The 14,198-nt window shown below is 64.7% G+C and carries 12 protein-coding genes; 8 read left to right on the forward strand and 4 right to left on the reverse strand.

What is annotated here, in order from left to right; genetic code table 11:
• Both xdhB and xdhC read left to right on the forward strand, forming a co-directional pair.
• Complete coding sequence (xdhB, locus tag ABSY17_RS07265; protein ID WP_378948555.1) at window positions 1-2,361, forward strand: xanthine dehydrogenase molybdopterin binding subunit; 2,361 nt, start codon at window positions 1-3, stop codon at window positions 2,359-2,361.
• Window positions 2,358-3,308, forward strand: coding sequence for a xanthine dehydrogenase accessory protein XdhC (gene xdhC, locus ABSY17_RS07270; RefSeq protein ID WP_378948558.1), 951 nt, complete (start codon window positions 2,358-2,360; stop codon window positions 3,306-3,308). The genes xdhB and xdhC overlap by 4 nt, the downstream gene beginning before the upstream one ends.
• A gap of 30 nt (window positions 3,309-3,338) precedes the next feature.
• Here xdhC and ABSY17_RS07275 read toward each other — a convergent pair whose 3' ends face one another.
• The gene (locus ABSY17_RS07275) at window positions 3,339-3,851 is read right to left on the reverse strand and encodes a winged helix-turn-helix transcriptional regulator (protein ID WP_378948561.1); all 513 of its coding nucleotides are present in this window, start codon (window positions 3,849-3,851) and stop codon (window positions 3,339-3,341) included.
• A 327-nt stretch (window positions 3,852-4,178) separates the two neighbouring features.
• Between ABSY17_RS07275 and ABSY17_RS07280 the strand changes: the two genes are divergently transcribed.
• Entirely contained in the window at window positions 4,179-5,375 is a 1,197-nt protein-coding gene (locus ABSY17_RS07280) for a serine hydrolase domain-containing protein (protein WP_378948564.1), read from the forward strand.
• A gap of 9 nt (window positions 5,376-5,384) precedes the next feature.
• On the opposite strand, the gene ABSY17_RS07285 is transcribed toward ABSY17_RS07280, so the two are convergent.
• Window positions 5,385-6,305, reverse strand: coding sequence for a LysR family transcriptional regulator (locus tag ABSY17_RS07285; RefSeq protein WP_378948567.1), 921 nt, complete (start codon window positions 6,303-6,305; stop codon window positions 5,385-5,387).
• Window positions 6,306-6,452: 147 nt separating this feature from the next.
• On the opposite strand from ABSY17_RS07285, the gene ABSY17_RS07290 reads away from it, so the two are divergent.
• The 5 genes from ABSY17_RS07290 to ABSY17_RS07310 are packed head-to-tail and all read left to right on the forward strand — an operon-like array spanning window position 6,453 to window position 11,263.
• Complete coding sequence (locus ABSY17_RS07290; RefSeq protein ID WP_378948569.1) at window positions 6,453-7,676, forward strand: urate hydroxylase PuuD; 1,224 nt, start codon at window positions 6,453-6,455, stop codon at window positions 7,674-7,676.
• A 41-nt stretch (window positions 7,677-7,717) separates the two neighbouring features.
• Window positions 7,718-9,037: a guanine deaminase gene (guaD, locus tag ABSY17_RS07295; protein WP_378948571.1), complete on the forward strand. Its 1,320-nt coding sequence runs from the start codon at window positions 7,718-7,720 to the stop codon at window positions 9,035-9,037.
• Window positions 9,038-9,095: 58 nt separating this feature from the next.
• Complete coding sequence (locus ABSY17_RS07300; RefSeq protein ID WP_378948573.1) at window positions 9,096-9,602, forward strand: heme-degrading domain-containing protein; 507 nt, start codon at window positions 9,096-9,098, stop codon at window positions 9,600-9,602.
• Window positions 9,603-9,615: 13 nt separating this feature from the next.
• A complete protein-coding gene (locus tag ABSY17_RS07305; protein WP_378948575.1) occupies window positions 9,616-10,881 on the forward strand; it encodes a glycerate kinase in 1,266 nt (421 codons plus the stop codon).
• Window positions 10,882-10,891: 10 nt separating this feature from the next.
• Window positions 10,892-11,263: an Imm8 family immunity protein gene (locus ABSY17_RS07310; RefSeq protein ID WP_378948577.1), complete on the forward strand. Its 372-nt coding sequence runs from the start codon at window positions 10,892-10,894 to the stop codon at window positions 11,261-11,263.
• 26 nt (window positions 11,264-11,289) lie between these two features.
• Here the strand turns inward: ABSY17_RS07310 and ABSY17_RS07315 are convergent, their stop codons facing one another.
• Window positions 11,290-12,678: a glutamine synthetase family protein gene (locus ABSY17_RS07315; protein WP_378948580.1), complete on the reverse strand. Its 1,389-nt coding sequence runs from the start codon at window positions 12,676-12,678 to the stop codon at window positions 11,290-11,292.
• Window positions 12,679-12,708: 30 nt separating this feature from the next.
• On the reverse strand, window positions 12,709-14,094 hold the full coding sequence (locus ABSY17_RS07320) for an aspartate aminotransferase family protein (protein ID WP_378948582.1): 1,386 nt from the start codon (window positions 14,092-14,094) through the stop codon (window positions 12,709-12,711).
• Window positions 14,095-14,198 lie beyond the last annotated feature (104 nt).

Genomic DNA, 14,198 nt, shown 5'->3' on the forward strand with positions numbered 1-14,198 from the left:
ATGACTGAGCATACTCCGAACCTCAAGGCGACGACGATCTCGGGCGGCGTCCACACCGACGCGCGTCATGATTCCGCGCACAAGCACGTCGCCGGTACCGCCGTCTATATCGACGACATGGCCGAGCCGGCCGGCACGCTGCATGCTGGCCTCGGCCTGTCGAACGTGGCGCATGGCCTGCTGAAGAAGGTCGATCTTTCTGCCGTGCGGACGGCACCCGGCGTCGTCGATGTGCTGACTTATGCCGACGTGCCCGGCGAGAACGACGTGTCGCCGAGCGGCATGCATGACGACCCGATCTTCGCCGAAGGCAAGGTGCAGTTCCACGGCCAGCCGATCTTTTGCGTCCTCGCCGAGACGCGCGAGCAGGCCCGCCAAGCCGCCCGCCTGGCGAAGATCGAATATGAAGAACTCCCCGGCGTCTTCGGCATCTGGGATCTCGATCCGGAGACGGACAAGCAGGTCACGACCCCGCTGACCCTGAAGCGCGGCGATGCCGCTGCGGCCATTGCCGCGGCCCCCCGTCGCGTAAAAGGGCGCATGCGGCTTGGCGGCCAGGACCATTTCTATCTCGAGGGGCAGATTTCGCTGGCCGTTCCCGGCGAGGACGACGAGGTCGTCGTCTATTGCTCGACGCAGGGGCCGAGCGAGACGCAGCACCTGGTCGCTCACGCGCTTGGCGTGCCGAGCAACGCTGTCACGGTGGAAGTGCGCCGCATGGGCGGCGGCTTCGGCGGCAAGGAAACCCAGGCTAACCAGTGTGCGGCGATCGCCGCCATCGCGGCGAAGAAGCACGGCCGCGCCGTCAAGATCCGGCTCGACCGCGACGAGGACATGACCGCCACCGGCAAGCGGCACGACTTTGCCATCGACTATGAGGTCGGCTTCGACGACGAGGGCAACATCCTCGGCGTCGATTACATGTTCGCGCTCAATGCCGGTTTCTCGGCCGACCTGTCGGGTCCGGTCGGCGACCGGGCGCTGTTTCACTGCGACAACGCCTATTTCTATCCGAACGTCCACGCCAAGTCGGCGCCGCTCTATACCAACACGGTGTCCAACACCGCCTTCCGCGGCTTCGGCGGCCCGCAGGGCATGGTGGGTGCCGAGCGCGTCATCGACGAGGTGGCGTTCGCCGTCGGCAAGGATCCGCTCGAGATCCGCAAGCTCAATTTCTACGACCCGATGGGTTCCGTGGGCGAGCGCAACCTCACGCCCTATCACCAGAAGGTCGAGGACAACATCATCCAGCGCATTGTCGCTGAACTCGAGGCGAGTGCCGACTATGCCGGCCGCCGCCGCGCTATCGCGGAGTTCAACGCCAACAGCCGCTTCATCAAGCGAGGCCTGGCGCTGACGCCGGTCAAGTTCGGCATCTCGTTCACCAAGACCGAGTCCAACCAGGCCGGCGCGCTGGTGCATGTCTATGCCGATGGTTCGGTGCACATGAACCATGGCGGCACCGAGATGGGCCAGGGCCTGCACCTCAAGGTGGCGCAGGTGGTCGCGGAAGAATTCCAGATCGACCTCGACCGGGTGAAAATCACGGCCACCACCACCGCCAAGGTACCGAACACGGCGCCGACGGCAGCTTCGTCGGGTGCAGACCTGAACGGCATGGCGGCGCAGAACGCAGCGCGGCAGATCCGCAAGCGGCTGACCGACTTCGCCGCCGAAAAATATCAGGTTCCGGCCGATCAGGTCGTGTTCCTGCCCAACCGGGTCCGTGTCGGCAACCAGGAGATCAGCTTCAACGACCTGGTCAAGCAGGCCTTCATCAACCGTATCCAGCTGTCGGCGGCGGGTTTCTACAAGACGCCGAAGATTCACTGGGACCGCAGCAAGGGGCGCGGCCACGCTTTCTACTACTACGCTTATGGCGCAGCCTGCTCGGAAGTGTCGGTCGACATGCTGACCGGTGAATATGTGGTCGAGCGCACCGACATCCTGCACGATGTCGGCCGTTCGCTGAACCGCGCCATCGACATCGGCCAGGTCGAGGGCGGCTTCGTCCAGGGCATGGGCTGGCTGACGACGGAAGAACTCTGGTGGGACGGCAAGGGCCGCCTGCGTACGCATGCGCCGTCGACCTACAAGATCCCGCTCGCTTCCGATCGGCCGAAGGTCTTCAACGTGGCGCTGACCGACTGGTCGGAGGCTCATGAGCCGACCATCCATCGTTCGAAGGCCGTTGGCGAGCCACCCTTGCCGCTCGGCATGTCGGTGCTGCATGCGCTGTCGGATGCGGTGGCGAGTGTCGCCGACCACAAGATCTGCCCGCGCCTCGATGCGCCGGCGACGCCGGAGCGGGTGCTGATGGCGATCGAACGCCTCCGGGCCGAGGCGGCCCAGGCAAAGTGAGCAGGACGGCCAAGAGCCTCAGGGCCTTCCTCGACGCCGCACCTTCCGTGGCGCTGGTCGAGGTGGCCGAGGCCAAAGGCTCGACGCCACGCGAAAAGGGCGCCTGGATGCTGGTGTCGCCGGAGCGCATCTTCGGCACGATCGGCGGCGGCCAGCTCGAATTCATGGCGATCGATGCGGCGCGGGCGATGCTTGCCGGAGCCGTCTCCCTCCTTGAGGGGGAGATGCCCGCAAAGCGGGCAGAGGGGGTAGCCTCAGAAAAAGGCGCCGAAGGGGCGTTGAGCCCTGCCGCACCGACCCCACCCGGCGGCTGCGCCGCCACCCTCCCCTCGAGGGGGAGTGGTACGCTGACGCTCGACATCCCCCTCGGGCCGGAGATCGGGCAGTGCTGCGGTGGGCTTGTCGGGGTTTCGATCAGGCACGTCGATGCAACGCGTGCCGCCGATCTCGTCGCCACGGCCGAAAAGGCGGATGCAGCGCGACCGCATGTCTATGTCTTCGGCGGCGGCCATGTCGGCCATGCGCTCGCCTCCGCCTTCGCGCTGCTGCCTTTGAACATCGTGGTAGTGGAGACGCGCGCCGACGCGCTTGACGGCATGCCTGATACCATCGAGACAAGGCTCACGCCGGTGCCGGAGGAAATGGTGCGCGATGCCCCAAAGGGCTCGGCCTATGTCATCCTCACCCACGACCACGCGCTCGATTTCCTGATCGTCGCAGAGGCGCTCAAGCGCGAGGACGCCGCCTATGTCGGCATGATCGGCTCGAAGACCAAGAAGGCGACCTTCAAGAGTTGGTATCTCAAGACCGCCGGCGGCAGCGAAGAAGCCTTTGCGCGGCTTGTCTGCCCGATCGGCGGCAATGCGGTGAAGGACAAGCGCCCCGCCGTGATCGCAGCCCTTGCGGCAGCCGAGATCATGACCGCGCTGGCGGGCTGCGCCGGCTGACCTGCGGCGACGGCAGGTTTGCCGACGGCGTCAAGAAGCGGCGTTGCGGGCTACCACTTCGAGATAGGCTGCCTGCAGTTCCTCGCGCACCGGTTGCCTGCGCGTTGCCGCCTCCGAAAGCGGCTCTCCCAGATGGTCGGCGCGCAACTCTTCCATGAAGCGGTTCCACATCACCGGCCCGCCCTTTTCCAGCAGTTCGGCGCGGATGCTGAGCTCTTCGCTCACCGGTAGCCATTTGCGACCCCAGGCGGCGATGTGGGCAAGGACCGGCAGCAGCTCGATCGCCATTTCGGTCAGGCTGTAGATCGCCTTCTGCTTGTGGCTGGGGTCGTCGGCCCTGGTGATCAGCCCGTCCCCGACCAGCCGCTTCAGTCGGTCGGCGAGAATGTTGGAGGCGATGCCCTCCTCGGAATGGGTGAGAAGCTCGCGAAAATGCCGGCGATTGCCGAACATCATGTCGCGAAGCACGATCAGGCTCCATTTGTCGCCGACCACCTCGAGTGTGAGGTTGACCGGGCAGCCCGACCGGTGATGCTGGTTCATGCATGGACTCCAAAACTGCTTGCATAGTAAAATCAGTCATCGTAGCTTACAACTGGTTAGTATATGCAATCGGTTCGAACTCCCGCGAAGCGCAACCATCTTTTGGAGGACGCATTGACCGAGCTTTCGACAGTTCATTCCCACTTCACCGGTGCCTGACGGATTGGCGCAATCGAGGAGGCCGGGATGCGTATTTCCATGGGACTGGATCGCCGTAGCCTGATGAAGGGCGCAGCAGTGTCGGCGGCGCTGCTCACGCAGGCAGAAGCCGGGCGTGCGGCGCCAGATCGGGCCGCGGCCCCTTCGCCGCAGGCAGGGAGCAAGCCAATGAGCACAGGACATTTCGCAGCCGACCGCCTTGGGAGAATGCGCTCGGTCATGGCTGGACATGTCGAGCGCGGCGACGTGCCGGGCCTGGTCTGGGCGGTCAGCCGCGGCGGCGAAACCCATGTCGAGGCCGTGGGCACGCTAGCACTCGGCGGCACGGCTCCGATGCGGCGCGACAGCATCTTCCGCATTGCGTCCTTGACCAAGCCGGTCACCGCTGCTGCCGTCATGATCCTTGTCGAGGAATGCCGACTCAGGCTGGACGACCCGGTCGACAAATGGCTTCCGGAACTCGCCGACCGCAAGGTGCTTCGGGCCGTCGATGGCCCGCTTGCCGACACCGTGCCTGCCGACCGGCCGATCAGCTTGCGCGACTTGCTGACCCTGCGTTTCGGGTTAGGCGCCATCATGGAATATCCGATCCGCTATCCCATACAGCATGCCATGGAGGAGGCCGGGATTGCGCCCAGTGCCGACGTCTTCCGGGGGGCGCCCGACGACTACATGAAGCGCCTCGGTGGTCTACCGCTTGCCCATCAGCCCGGCGACGGCTGGCTCTATCACACTGGCCTCGACGTCGCCGGCGTGCTGGTTTCGCGTGCTGCCGGCCGGCCGCTGTCTGCATTCATGCAGGAGCGCATCTTCGCTCCGCTTGGCATGAAGGACACCGGCTTCTTCGTCCCCACCGAAAAGGTCTATCGGTTCGCCACCGCCTACAGCCGCGATGTCCAGACTGGCAAGTTCACCGTCTATGACGAGGCCGCAGGCGGGCTGTTTACGCGCTCGCCCGCCTTCGAGTCTGGCGGCGGTGGGCTAGTCTCGACTGCCGACGACTATCTCGCCTTCCAGAAGATGCTGCTCGGCAAGGGCAAGCTTGGCAGCACGCGCATCCTGTCGCGTGCCTCGGTGGAACTGATTACATCGGACCATCTGACACCGGAGCAGAAGGACAGCGCACAGATGTTCTTCAACGGAAATTCGGGCTGGGGCTTCGGCATGGCTGTGGCGTTGAAGCGCGACAACCTTTGGATGACGCCGGGGCGGTTCGGTTGGGATGGCGGCTATGGCACCTCGGCTTATGCCGATCCGACCGAGGATATCGCCGGCGTATTGCTTACCCAGCGGATGATGGATTCGCCTGAAGCGCCGAAGCACTATGTCGACTTCTGGACCTCGGCCTATCAGGCGCTTGCCTGATGGCAGGGCTTACTTGCCGGCCAGGATATCGTTGATCAGCCGCTGGCAGCGGTCGGCCATGAAGTCGAGCAGCAGGCGGACCTTGGGGTCCTGCAGCTTCTTGTGCGGATATACGGCGGCGAACTGCACCGGGATCGGCGGCGTCGCGGGCAGGATGACCTTCAGGCGGTTGTCACGGATGAAGGGTTCGACCTCGAAGCGCGGTTTGTTGATGATGCCGCGCCCGGCCAGCGCCCATTCGGTCAGCACGTCGCCGTCATCCGAATCGAACGGGCCGTGAACCTCGAATTTGGTCGGTCCCTTGGATGTCTCCAGCGTCCAGAAATGTTCGCGGTTGCCGGGATAGCGCAGCATCAGGCAGTCGTGCTTTCGCCCCAGCAGTTCGTTCGGGCTTTGCGGCTCGCCGCGCCGTTCGAGATATTTGGGCGCGGCCACCAGCACGCGCTCGCATTCCATGATGCCGCGCATCCTGAGGCTCGAATCCTCGATCAGGCCGAGCCGGAACGCCACGTCGATGCCCTCCTTGAGGATGTCGACATTGTGGTCCGAGAGCCGGAGGCGAACCTCGATGTCAGGGTATCTGTCGTGGAACTCGGGAATGCCCGAGGCGACAAGCCGGCGTCCGAGGCCGAGCGGGGCGGTGACGCGGATGGTGCCGCGCGGCTGGCCGGAAAGTGCCGAAACCGCGGCTTCCGCTTCGGTGATGGAATCAAGCACCTGCTTGGCGCCTGCGTAAAACACGTTGCCGTGCTCGGTCGGCATCAGCTGCCGGGTGGTGCGGTTGAACAGCCTGACGCCGAGGTGCTTTTCCAGTTCCTTGATTCTGTTTGAAGCGACGGCGGGCGAAATGCGCATGTCGCGGCCCGCCGCTGAAAGATTGCCGAGTTCCACGACCCGGACGAAAACGGCGATGTTGTCGAGATAAGCCATGCGATGCTGATAGTTCCATGCCGGCTCATGCGCCGCTGCGAGAGCCTAGTATTTTCCAGATTTTTTTGAAAGTCATCGCGGATCCTTTCACTTCCCCAATGCATCGGGCATCGTAAGATTGCGGCTTCTGCGCAAAAGGGACGGTGGATGTACGACTTGGCATTCTTCATGGATTGGGCGAGCTTCGCCGTGCGATGGCTGCATGTCATCACCGCGATGGCATGGATCGGCTCATCCTTCTATTTCATCGCCCTCGACCTCGGCCTGCGCAAGCACGCTGGACTGCCGGCCGGAGCCCATGGCGAGGAGTGGCAGGTCCATGGCGGCGGCTTCTACCATATCCAGAAGTATCTGGTGGCGCCGGCGCAGATGCCGGAGCACCTGACCTGGTTCAAGTGGGAATCCTACAGCACCTGGCTGTCGGGCTTCGCGCTGCTCTGCCTGGTCTATTACGGCGGCGCCGAACTGTTCCTGATCGACCGCAACGTGCTCGACGTGTCGGCGCCGGTAGCGATCGGCATCTCGCTCGCCTCGATCGCGCTTGGCTGGGTGATCTATGATCTGCTCTGCAAGTCGAAGCTCGGCGACCACGACACGCTCTTGATGATCGTGCTCTATGCCATCGTGGTGTTCATGAGCTGGGGCTATGCGCAGCTCTTTACCGGCCGCGCCGCCTTCCTGCACCTCGGCGCCTTCACCGCTACGATCATGTCGGCCAACGTCTTCATGATCATCATCCCGAACCAGAAGATCGTCGTCGCCGACCTGATTGCCGGCCGCAAGCCCGACCCGAAATATGGCAAGATCGCCAAGACGCGCTCGACGCACAACAACTACCTGACCCTGCCGGTCGTGTTCCTGATGCTGTCGAACCATTATCCGCTGGCGTTCGGCACCGAGTTCAACTGGGTCATCGCCTCGCTGATCTTCATCATCGGCGTGCTGATCCGCCACTACTTCAACACCCTCCACAAGCGTGAGGGCAACCCGCACTGGACATGGTTCGCGGCGACCTTGTTGTTCATCGTCATCATGTGGCTGTCGACCGTGCCCAAGGTGCTGACCGGCGAGGACAAGAACGCCGCGGTCACCACCCAGCCCTTCGTCGCCGCGGCGCAGTTCCCGGCGGTGCGTGACACCGTGCTTGGCCGCTGCGCCATGTGCCACGCTGCCGAACCGTCCTATGAGGGCATCTACCATGCGCCCAAGGGCGTGATCCTGGAGACGGACGGGGCGATTGCCGAACATGCCCGCGAAATCTATTTGCAGGCCGGCCGCAGCCATGCCATGCCGCCCGGCAATGTCACCCAGATCACGCCTCAGGAGCGGGCGCTGCTGGTCGCCTGGTACGAGCAGGCGCGGAAGAACTGATCGGCCCGAACGTCGGCCGACGATTGGAAAGCACGACTGCCATGAGCAAACTCCTTCTCCGGGGCCGGACGCTTTCCTTCCTGCGCTGGCCCGACAGTGCCGACGACCGCGCTTCCTATGCCTATGAGGAAGACGGTGCCGTGCTGATGGCAGACGGCAGGATCGCCGCCGTAGGCAGCTATGCCGAGGTCGCGACCAAGGCCGGCGAGGGCGTCAAGGTCGTCGATCACCGCCCGCATCTCATCCTGCCCGGTTTCATCGACGCCCATGTCCACGTCCCGCAGATGCAGGTCATCGCATCCTACGGCGCCGAGCTGCTCGACTGGCTCAACAACTACACCTTTCCGGAAGAGACCAAGTTCATCGACGCCCAGCATGGCCGCCGCATCGCGCGGCTGTTCCTGGACGAGATGGTGCGCCACGGCACGACGACCGTTGCCGCCTATTGCTCGGTGCACAGGCAGTCGGCCGAAGCCTTCTTCGCTGAGGCGCATGACCGTAACATGATGACCATCGCCGGCAAGGTGATGATGGACCGAAACGCGCCTTCGGGCGTGCTCGACACGCCGCAGGGGAGCTACGACGACACCAAGGCGCTGATATCGGACTGGCACGGCAAGGGTCGCCAGCGCTATGCGATCACGCCGCGCTTCGCCATCACGTCGACGCCCGAGCAGATGGAAATGGCCGGTGCCTTGGCGCGCGAGCACCCCGACCTGCACATCCAGACGCATCTGTCGGAAAACCATGCCGAGATCGCCTTTACCCAGGAGCTGTATCCCTGGTCGCGCGATTACACTGACATCTACGAGCACTACGGCCTCCTCGGCAGCCGCACGCTGCTCGGCCACTGCATCCATCTTTCCGAGCGCGAAGCCGATGCGCTGGCGGAAAGCGGCGCCATTGCCGTGTTCTGCCCGACCTCCAACCTGTTCCTCGGCTCGGGCCTGTTCGACTACCACCGCTACCGCCGCCGCGAAAAGCCGCTGCGCATCGCCACCGCCACCGATGTCGGCGGCGGTACCAACTATTCGATGCTGCGTACCATGGACGAGGCCTACAAGGTCATCGCGCTCAATGGCGAAAAGCTCAATCCGCTGGCGTCTTACTGGCAGCTGACCCGCGGCAACGCCGAGGCGCTGTCGATTTCAGACAGGGTCGGTACACTGGAGCCGGGTACGGATGCCGACATCGTCGTGCTGAATGCCCGCGCAACGCCCGGCATGAACCTCAGGATGGAGCGCATCGAAACTCTGGCAGAGGAGCTGTTCCTGCTCCAGACGCTGGGTGACGATCGCGCTGTGGTCGAGGTCTATGTCGCGGGACGGCCGGCCAAGTCGACCATGGATCCCGCTGCCTGACTTGCGCCTTGACGCAGCGTCTGCCATGTCAACCTTGGTTGCAGGGGAGAAGCAGGCAATGGCAAGTGCAGACGATGTGAGGAAGATCGCCGAGCAGGAGGCGCGGCTGGTCTTCGAGGGTTTTGATGAGGCTGCCGCATTCGAGATTGGCTCGGCCATCCGCGCGCGTGGGCTTGCCGAAAAATTCCCCATCGTCGTCGATATCCGCCTGTGGGACCGGACGCTGTTTTATTGCGCGCTGCCGGGCTCCACGGTTGGCAATTCCGAGTGGACGCGCCGCAAGATCAACGTCGTCAAGGTATTTCACCGCAGCAGCTACCGCATGGTGCTTTCCAAGGGGCGCGAGGATCGTACCTTTGCCGTCGGCGAGGCGCTGCCGATCGAGGACTACGTGCTTGCCGGCGGTGGTTTTCCGATCCGGGTGAAGGGCGTGGGCGTGATAGGTGCGGTGGCCGTGTCCGGCCTACCCGAGCGGCAGGACCACGAGGTCGTCGTCGCCGCCCTTTGCGACCATCTCGGCATCGACCGGCAGGAACTGGCGCTGCCGCCCGTTTCGAACAACTGATCTGGCGTTCCCGATGGCCACGACCGACCCGAAGCAGTTTCTGACAAGGATCTTCGAGGCTGCGGTCGCCGGCTCCGATCCGGAACTGACCATCCGCCGTCACCTGCCAAAGAAGCCCAAGGGCCGCACCATCGTCATCGGCGCCGGCAAGGGCTCGGCCCAGATGGCAGCGGCCTTTGAGAAGGCGTGGGACGGACCGCTCGAAGGCGTGGTCGTCACGCGCTACGGTTTTTCGGCACCTTGCGAGCGCATCAGGATCATCGAGGCCTCGCATCCGGTGCCCGACGTCAATGGCCTTGAAGCCGCGAAGCTGCTGCTCGAAGCGGTCTCGGGCCTCACCGAGGACGACCTGGTCGTGGCGCTGGTCTCGGGCGGCGGCTCGGCGCTCTTGCCGTCGCCGGCGGGCCCACTGACGCTTGCCGACGAGATCGCCGTCAACGAGGCGCTGCTTGCCTCGGGCGCGCCGATCTCGGCGATGAACACCATCCGCAAGCATATTTCAAACATCAAGGGCGGCAGGCTTGCCGTCGCCGCCCATCCGGCGCGCGTAGTGTCGCTGGTCGTCTCCGACATTCCCGGCGACAATCCGGCCCTCGTCGCATCGGGCCCGACCGTGCCGGACGAGGCGTCGCGCCAGGACGCGCTGCGGCTGATCGAGACCTACCGGATCGCGCTGCCGGAAGCCGTCATGTCTCATCTTGCGACGGACGCCGCCGATGCGCCGCAGCCGGACAATCCGCGCTTTGCCCGCAACGAGGTGCACGTCATCGCCTCCGCCGCCGTTTCGCTCGATGCGGCCGCCGCGGAAGCAAGGCGGCTCGGCGTCGAGGCGGTCATCCTGTCCGACGCGGTCGAGGGTGAGGCGCGCGAGGTCGGCGGCGTTCATGCGGCGATTGCTCGCGAGGTGGCCCTGCGCAACCGGCCGTTCAACAAGCCGGTGCTGATCCTGTCCGGCGGCGAGACCACCGTCACCTTGCGTGCGAGGGGCAAAGGCGGGCGCAACAGCGAATTCCTGCTCGCCTTCGCTATCGGCATCGACGGCCTTTCCGGCATCCACGCGCTTGCCGCCGACACCGACGGCATCGACGGTTCGGAAGACAATGCCGGCGCCTTTGCCGACGGTTCGACGGTGGCGCGCATGAGGGCAGCCGGCGTCGACGCCAAGGCGATGCTCGCCGGCAACAATGCCTGGACGGCGTTCAACGCGGTCGGCGACCTGTTCGTTCCCGGACCGACCGGCACGAATGTGAATGATCTGAGGGCCATTTTGGTGAGGTGAGGGGAAAGCGATGAAAGCTCAGTATATGGGTCATCGTCTACTTGAGGTGGACGGCAGCCGGCACGATTTCGATGACAATCTTGCCAATCTCACGCTGAACGATCCGGAATACTTTGTTCTGGATATCGACTTTTATGCAGGGTTAGAGAGCGGGGACGCACTGGGCGCGTTCACTCTTCGGGTGTGCTCGCCGAAGTGGTTTGTGCACAATTGCCGGGGAGTTCAGCCAGGCAAACATATGCTGTTCATGCCACGTTTTGATGCCGCATCCCTGGAGCAGTTCATCGAGAGCTACTGCGCCGATACCGAAGGTGAAACCTGGGAGGCAGTGGCACTGAAGCTACACTGCCTCGGTTCTTGGGAATTCGTCTATCGGACGTGATTTTGTTGGCTGTCAGTTCCCGCCTCTCACACCTCGTGCAGATAGAGGTGGTAGTCGAGCTCGCTCACCGTGCGGGCGACGCGCAGATATTCGGCATGCTTGATTTCAGTGAAGGTGCGGTGCAGGTCCTCTCCCAACGCCTCGCGCAGGAACTGTGACGCCTTGGCCGCCTCGATCGCCGTGCGCCAGTCGGCCGGCATGGTGCTTTCCGCGCCCTCCGCCTGCTCGTAGCCATTGCCTGTCGTTTCGGGACCCGGGTCGAGCTGCTCGTCCAGTCCCTTCAGAATGCCGGCGAGGATGGTCGCCGCCACCAGATAGGGATTGGCGTCGACGCCCGACGGGCGGTGCTCGATGCGGCGGTTCTTGGCGTCGCCGGCTGGCACGCGCAGCGCCACCGAGCGGTTGTTGACGCCCCAGGTCGGGGCCACCGGCGCGTAGGACTGCGAGACGAAGCGGCGCCAGGAATTGGCGTGCGGCGCAAACACCAACATCGATTCCGCCATGGTCGCGGCGAGCCCGCCGAGCGCGTGGAGAAGCGTCGGCTGCCATTCGCCTTCCCTGGCCTCGGTGAAGACGTTCTTGCCCGCGTCGTCGAGCAGCGAGACGTGAAAATGCATGCCCGAGCCGGCATACTTCTCGATCGGCTTGGCCATGAAGCAGGCGGTGACGCCGTGGCGGCGGGCCTGGGCGCGGACGATGCGCTTGAGCATGATCAGGTCGTCGGCGGCTTGCATCACGTCCTTGCGGTAACGCAGCGTCAACTCGTACTGGCCCGGCGCATATTCCGAGATCACCGTCTCGGCCGGAATGCCCTGCGCCCTGGCGGCGGCATAGATGTCGGAAAACAGAGGCTCCATGCCGTGCAGGTGGTCGACCGAATAGACCTCGGTCTTGCCAGAGGCCCGGCCGTCGAGTACGGCGCGCGCCGGCTGCACCTTGCCGTCGCCGTCGCGCTCGTTGGAAAGCAGGAAGAACTCCAGCTCGAAGGCGCCGGCCGGATGCAGGCCGCGCTCGGCCAGCCTGTCGACCTGCCGCTGCAATACCAGGCGCGGGTCCGAAGTCATCGGCGCGCCGTCGAGATGGTACATCGACATCAGCAACTGGCCGCGCGCCGGGCTGGTGCCATAGAGCGGCTTCAGCGTGCCCGGGATCGGCCAGGCGCGCAGGTCGCCGTCGCCCGAATCCCAGATCAGGCCGGTCTCGTGGACGTCCTCGCCAGTGATGTCGAGGCCGAGGATCGAGATCGGCAGGTGCCGCCCGCCTTCATAGAGCCCCATCAGTTCGTGGCGGCGGATGATCTTGCCGCGGCCGACGCCGTTGGGATCGGTCAGCACGATGTCGAAGGCTTCGATCTCTGGGTGGGCGTCGAGGAAGGCTCTGGCCTCGTCGATGGTCGAGCCGGAAGGTGAAGTCATGATGTCACTCAATTGTCCTGATGCCTTGTCTCATGCCGCAAGCGCAGCGGCAATATCGCCGAAAGCCGCAACCAGCTTGTCGACCTGCCGCGCGGTGGTCACCGGCGACACCAGCATCATGTTGTGGAAGGGTGCGATCAGCACGCCGCGGTTGACCAGCGCCACATGCACGGCCGCCTCGAGCCGCGAGGCATGTGCGAGTTCAGCCTCGCCGCCATTGCGCAGCGGCCCGGGCGCGCAGATGAATTCGACACGGGCGCCGACGCGCATCACGTGCCAGGGCAGGCGGTGGCGGCGGATCGCCTTGTCGAGCCCGCTCGCCAGTCGGTTGGCCAGTCTCTCCATGTGGGCGTAATTGTCTTCGGTCATCACCTCTTCGAGCGCGGCGCGCATCGCGGCGAACTGCAGCGGATTGGCCGACAGCGTGGTGCCCATGCCGGAATAGCCGGGCTCCTTGCTGCTGTTGTAGGCGGCGTAGCGGGCTGCGACCTCCTCGCTCATGCCCCAGACGCTCGCCGGAACGCCGCCGGCGACGGGCTTGCCGAGCACGAACAGATCGGGGGCGAGACCGTGCTTCCTAGTGTAGCCGCCGGGCCCGGTCGAGATCGTATGCGTTTCGTCGATCAAAAGCAGCGTGCCAGCTTGCCGTGTGAGCGCGCGCACGCCTTCCAGGAAGCCCGGTTCGGGCAGAACCATGCACGAGTTGGTCAGCACTGGCTCGGTGATGACACAGGCGACATCGCCATGGCTCAGCGCCTTCTCGAGGGCTGGCAGGTCGTTGAACTCGACGATGCGGGTGCGGGCGGTAAGATCGCGGAACTCGCCGGCCAGCCCCGGCCGGTTGACCGACTTGCCGTTGGCCAACCGCACCATCGTCTCGTCGACCGCGCCATGGTAGCAGCCGTTGAACACCAGGATCTTGTCGCGTCCGGTGACTGCACGGGCGACGCGCAGGGCAAAACGATTGGCGTCGGTGGCCGTCGTCGCGATCTGCCAGTGCGGCAGGCCGAAGCGCTCGGCCAGCAGCAGCCCGAGTGTGAGTGAATCCTCCGACGGCAGCATGTAGGTCAGGCCGCGACCGGCCTGGCGGCGGATCGCCCGAGCGACGGGGGCAGGGGAGTGCCCGAACATCGAACCGGTGTCGCCGAGGCAGAAGTCGGCAAGCTGGTTGCCGTCGACATCGGTGATGGTGGCGCCGCTCGCCTTGTCGACGAGGATCGGGAAGGGCGTCGGCCAATCCTTCATCCAGTGCATCGGCACGCCGCCGAAGAACCCTGCCACGCCATTGCCGAGAGCGGCTTGCGATTTCGGACGCGCCCGGCGGAAGATTTCCGCCTCCGTCGTTGCGAGTTCGGCAATCCGTGATAGCGGCACGCCGCCTTCAGTGGCTTCCGGTCGTTCGATGCGGTTCATCATGGCTCCCATTTGACAGTCGGCGCCACTCTAGCCAGCCGGCCCCGCAAGGCAACTGGCCGCAGGGCGGCTGTCGATTGGCTCAGCGCCTTTCATCCGCCGCGATC

Origin of the sequence: Mesorhizobium sp. ANAO-SY3R2 (assembly GCF_042466635.1) — a bacterium.
Lineage (GTDB): Bacteria > Pseudomonadota > Alphaproteobacteria > Rhizobiales > Rhizobiaceae > Aminobacter.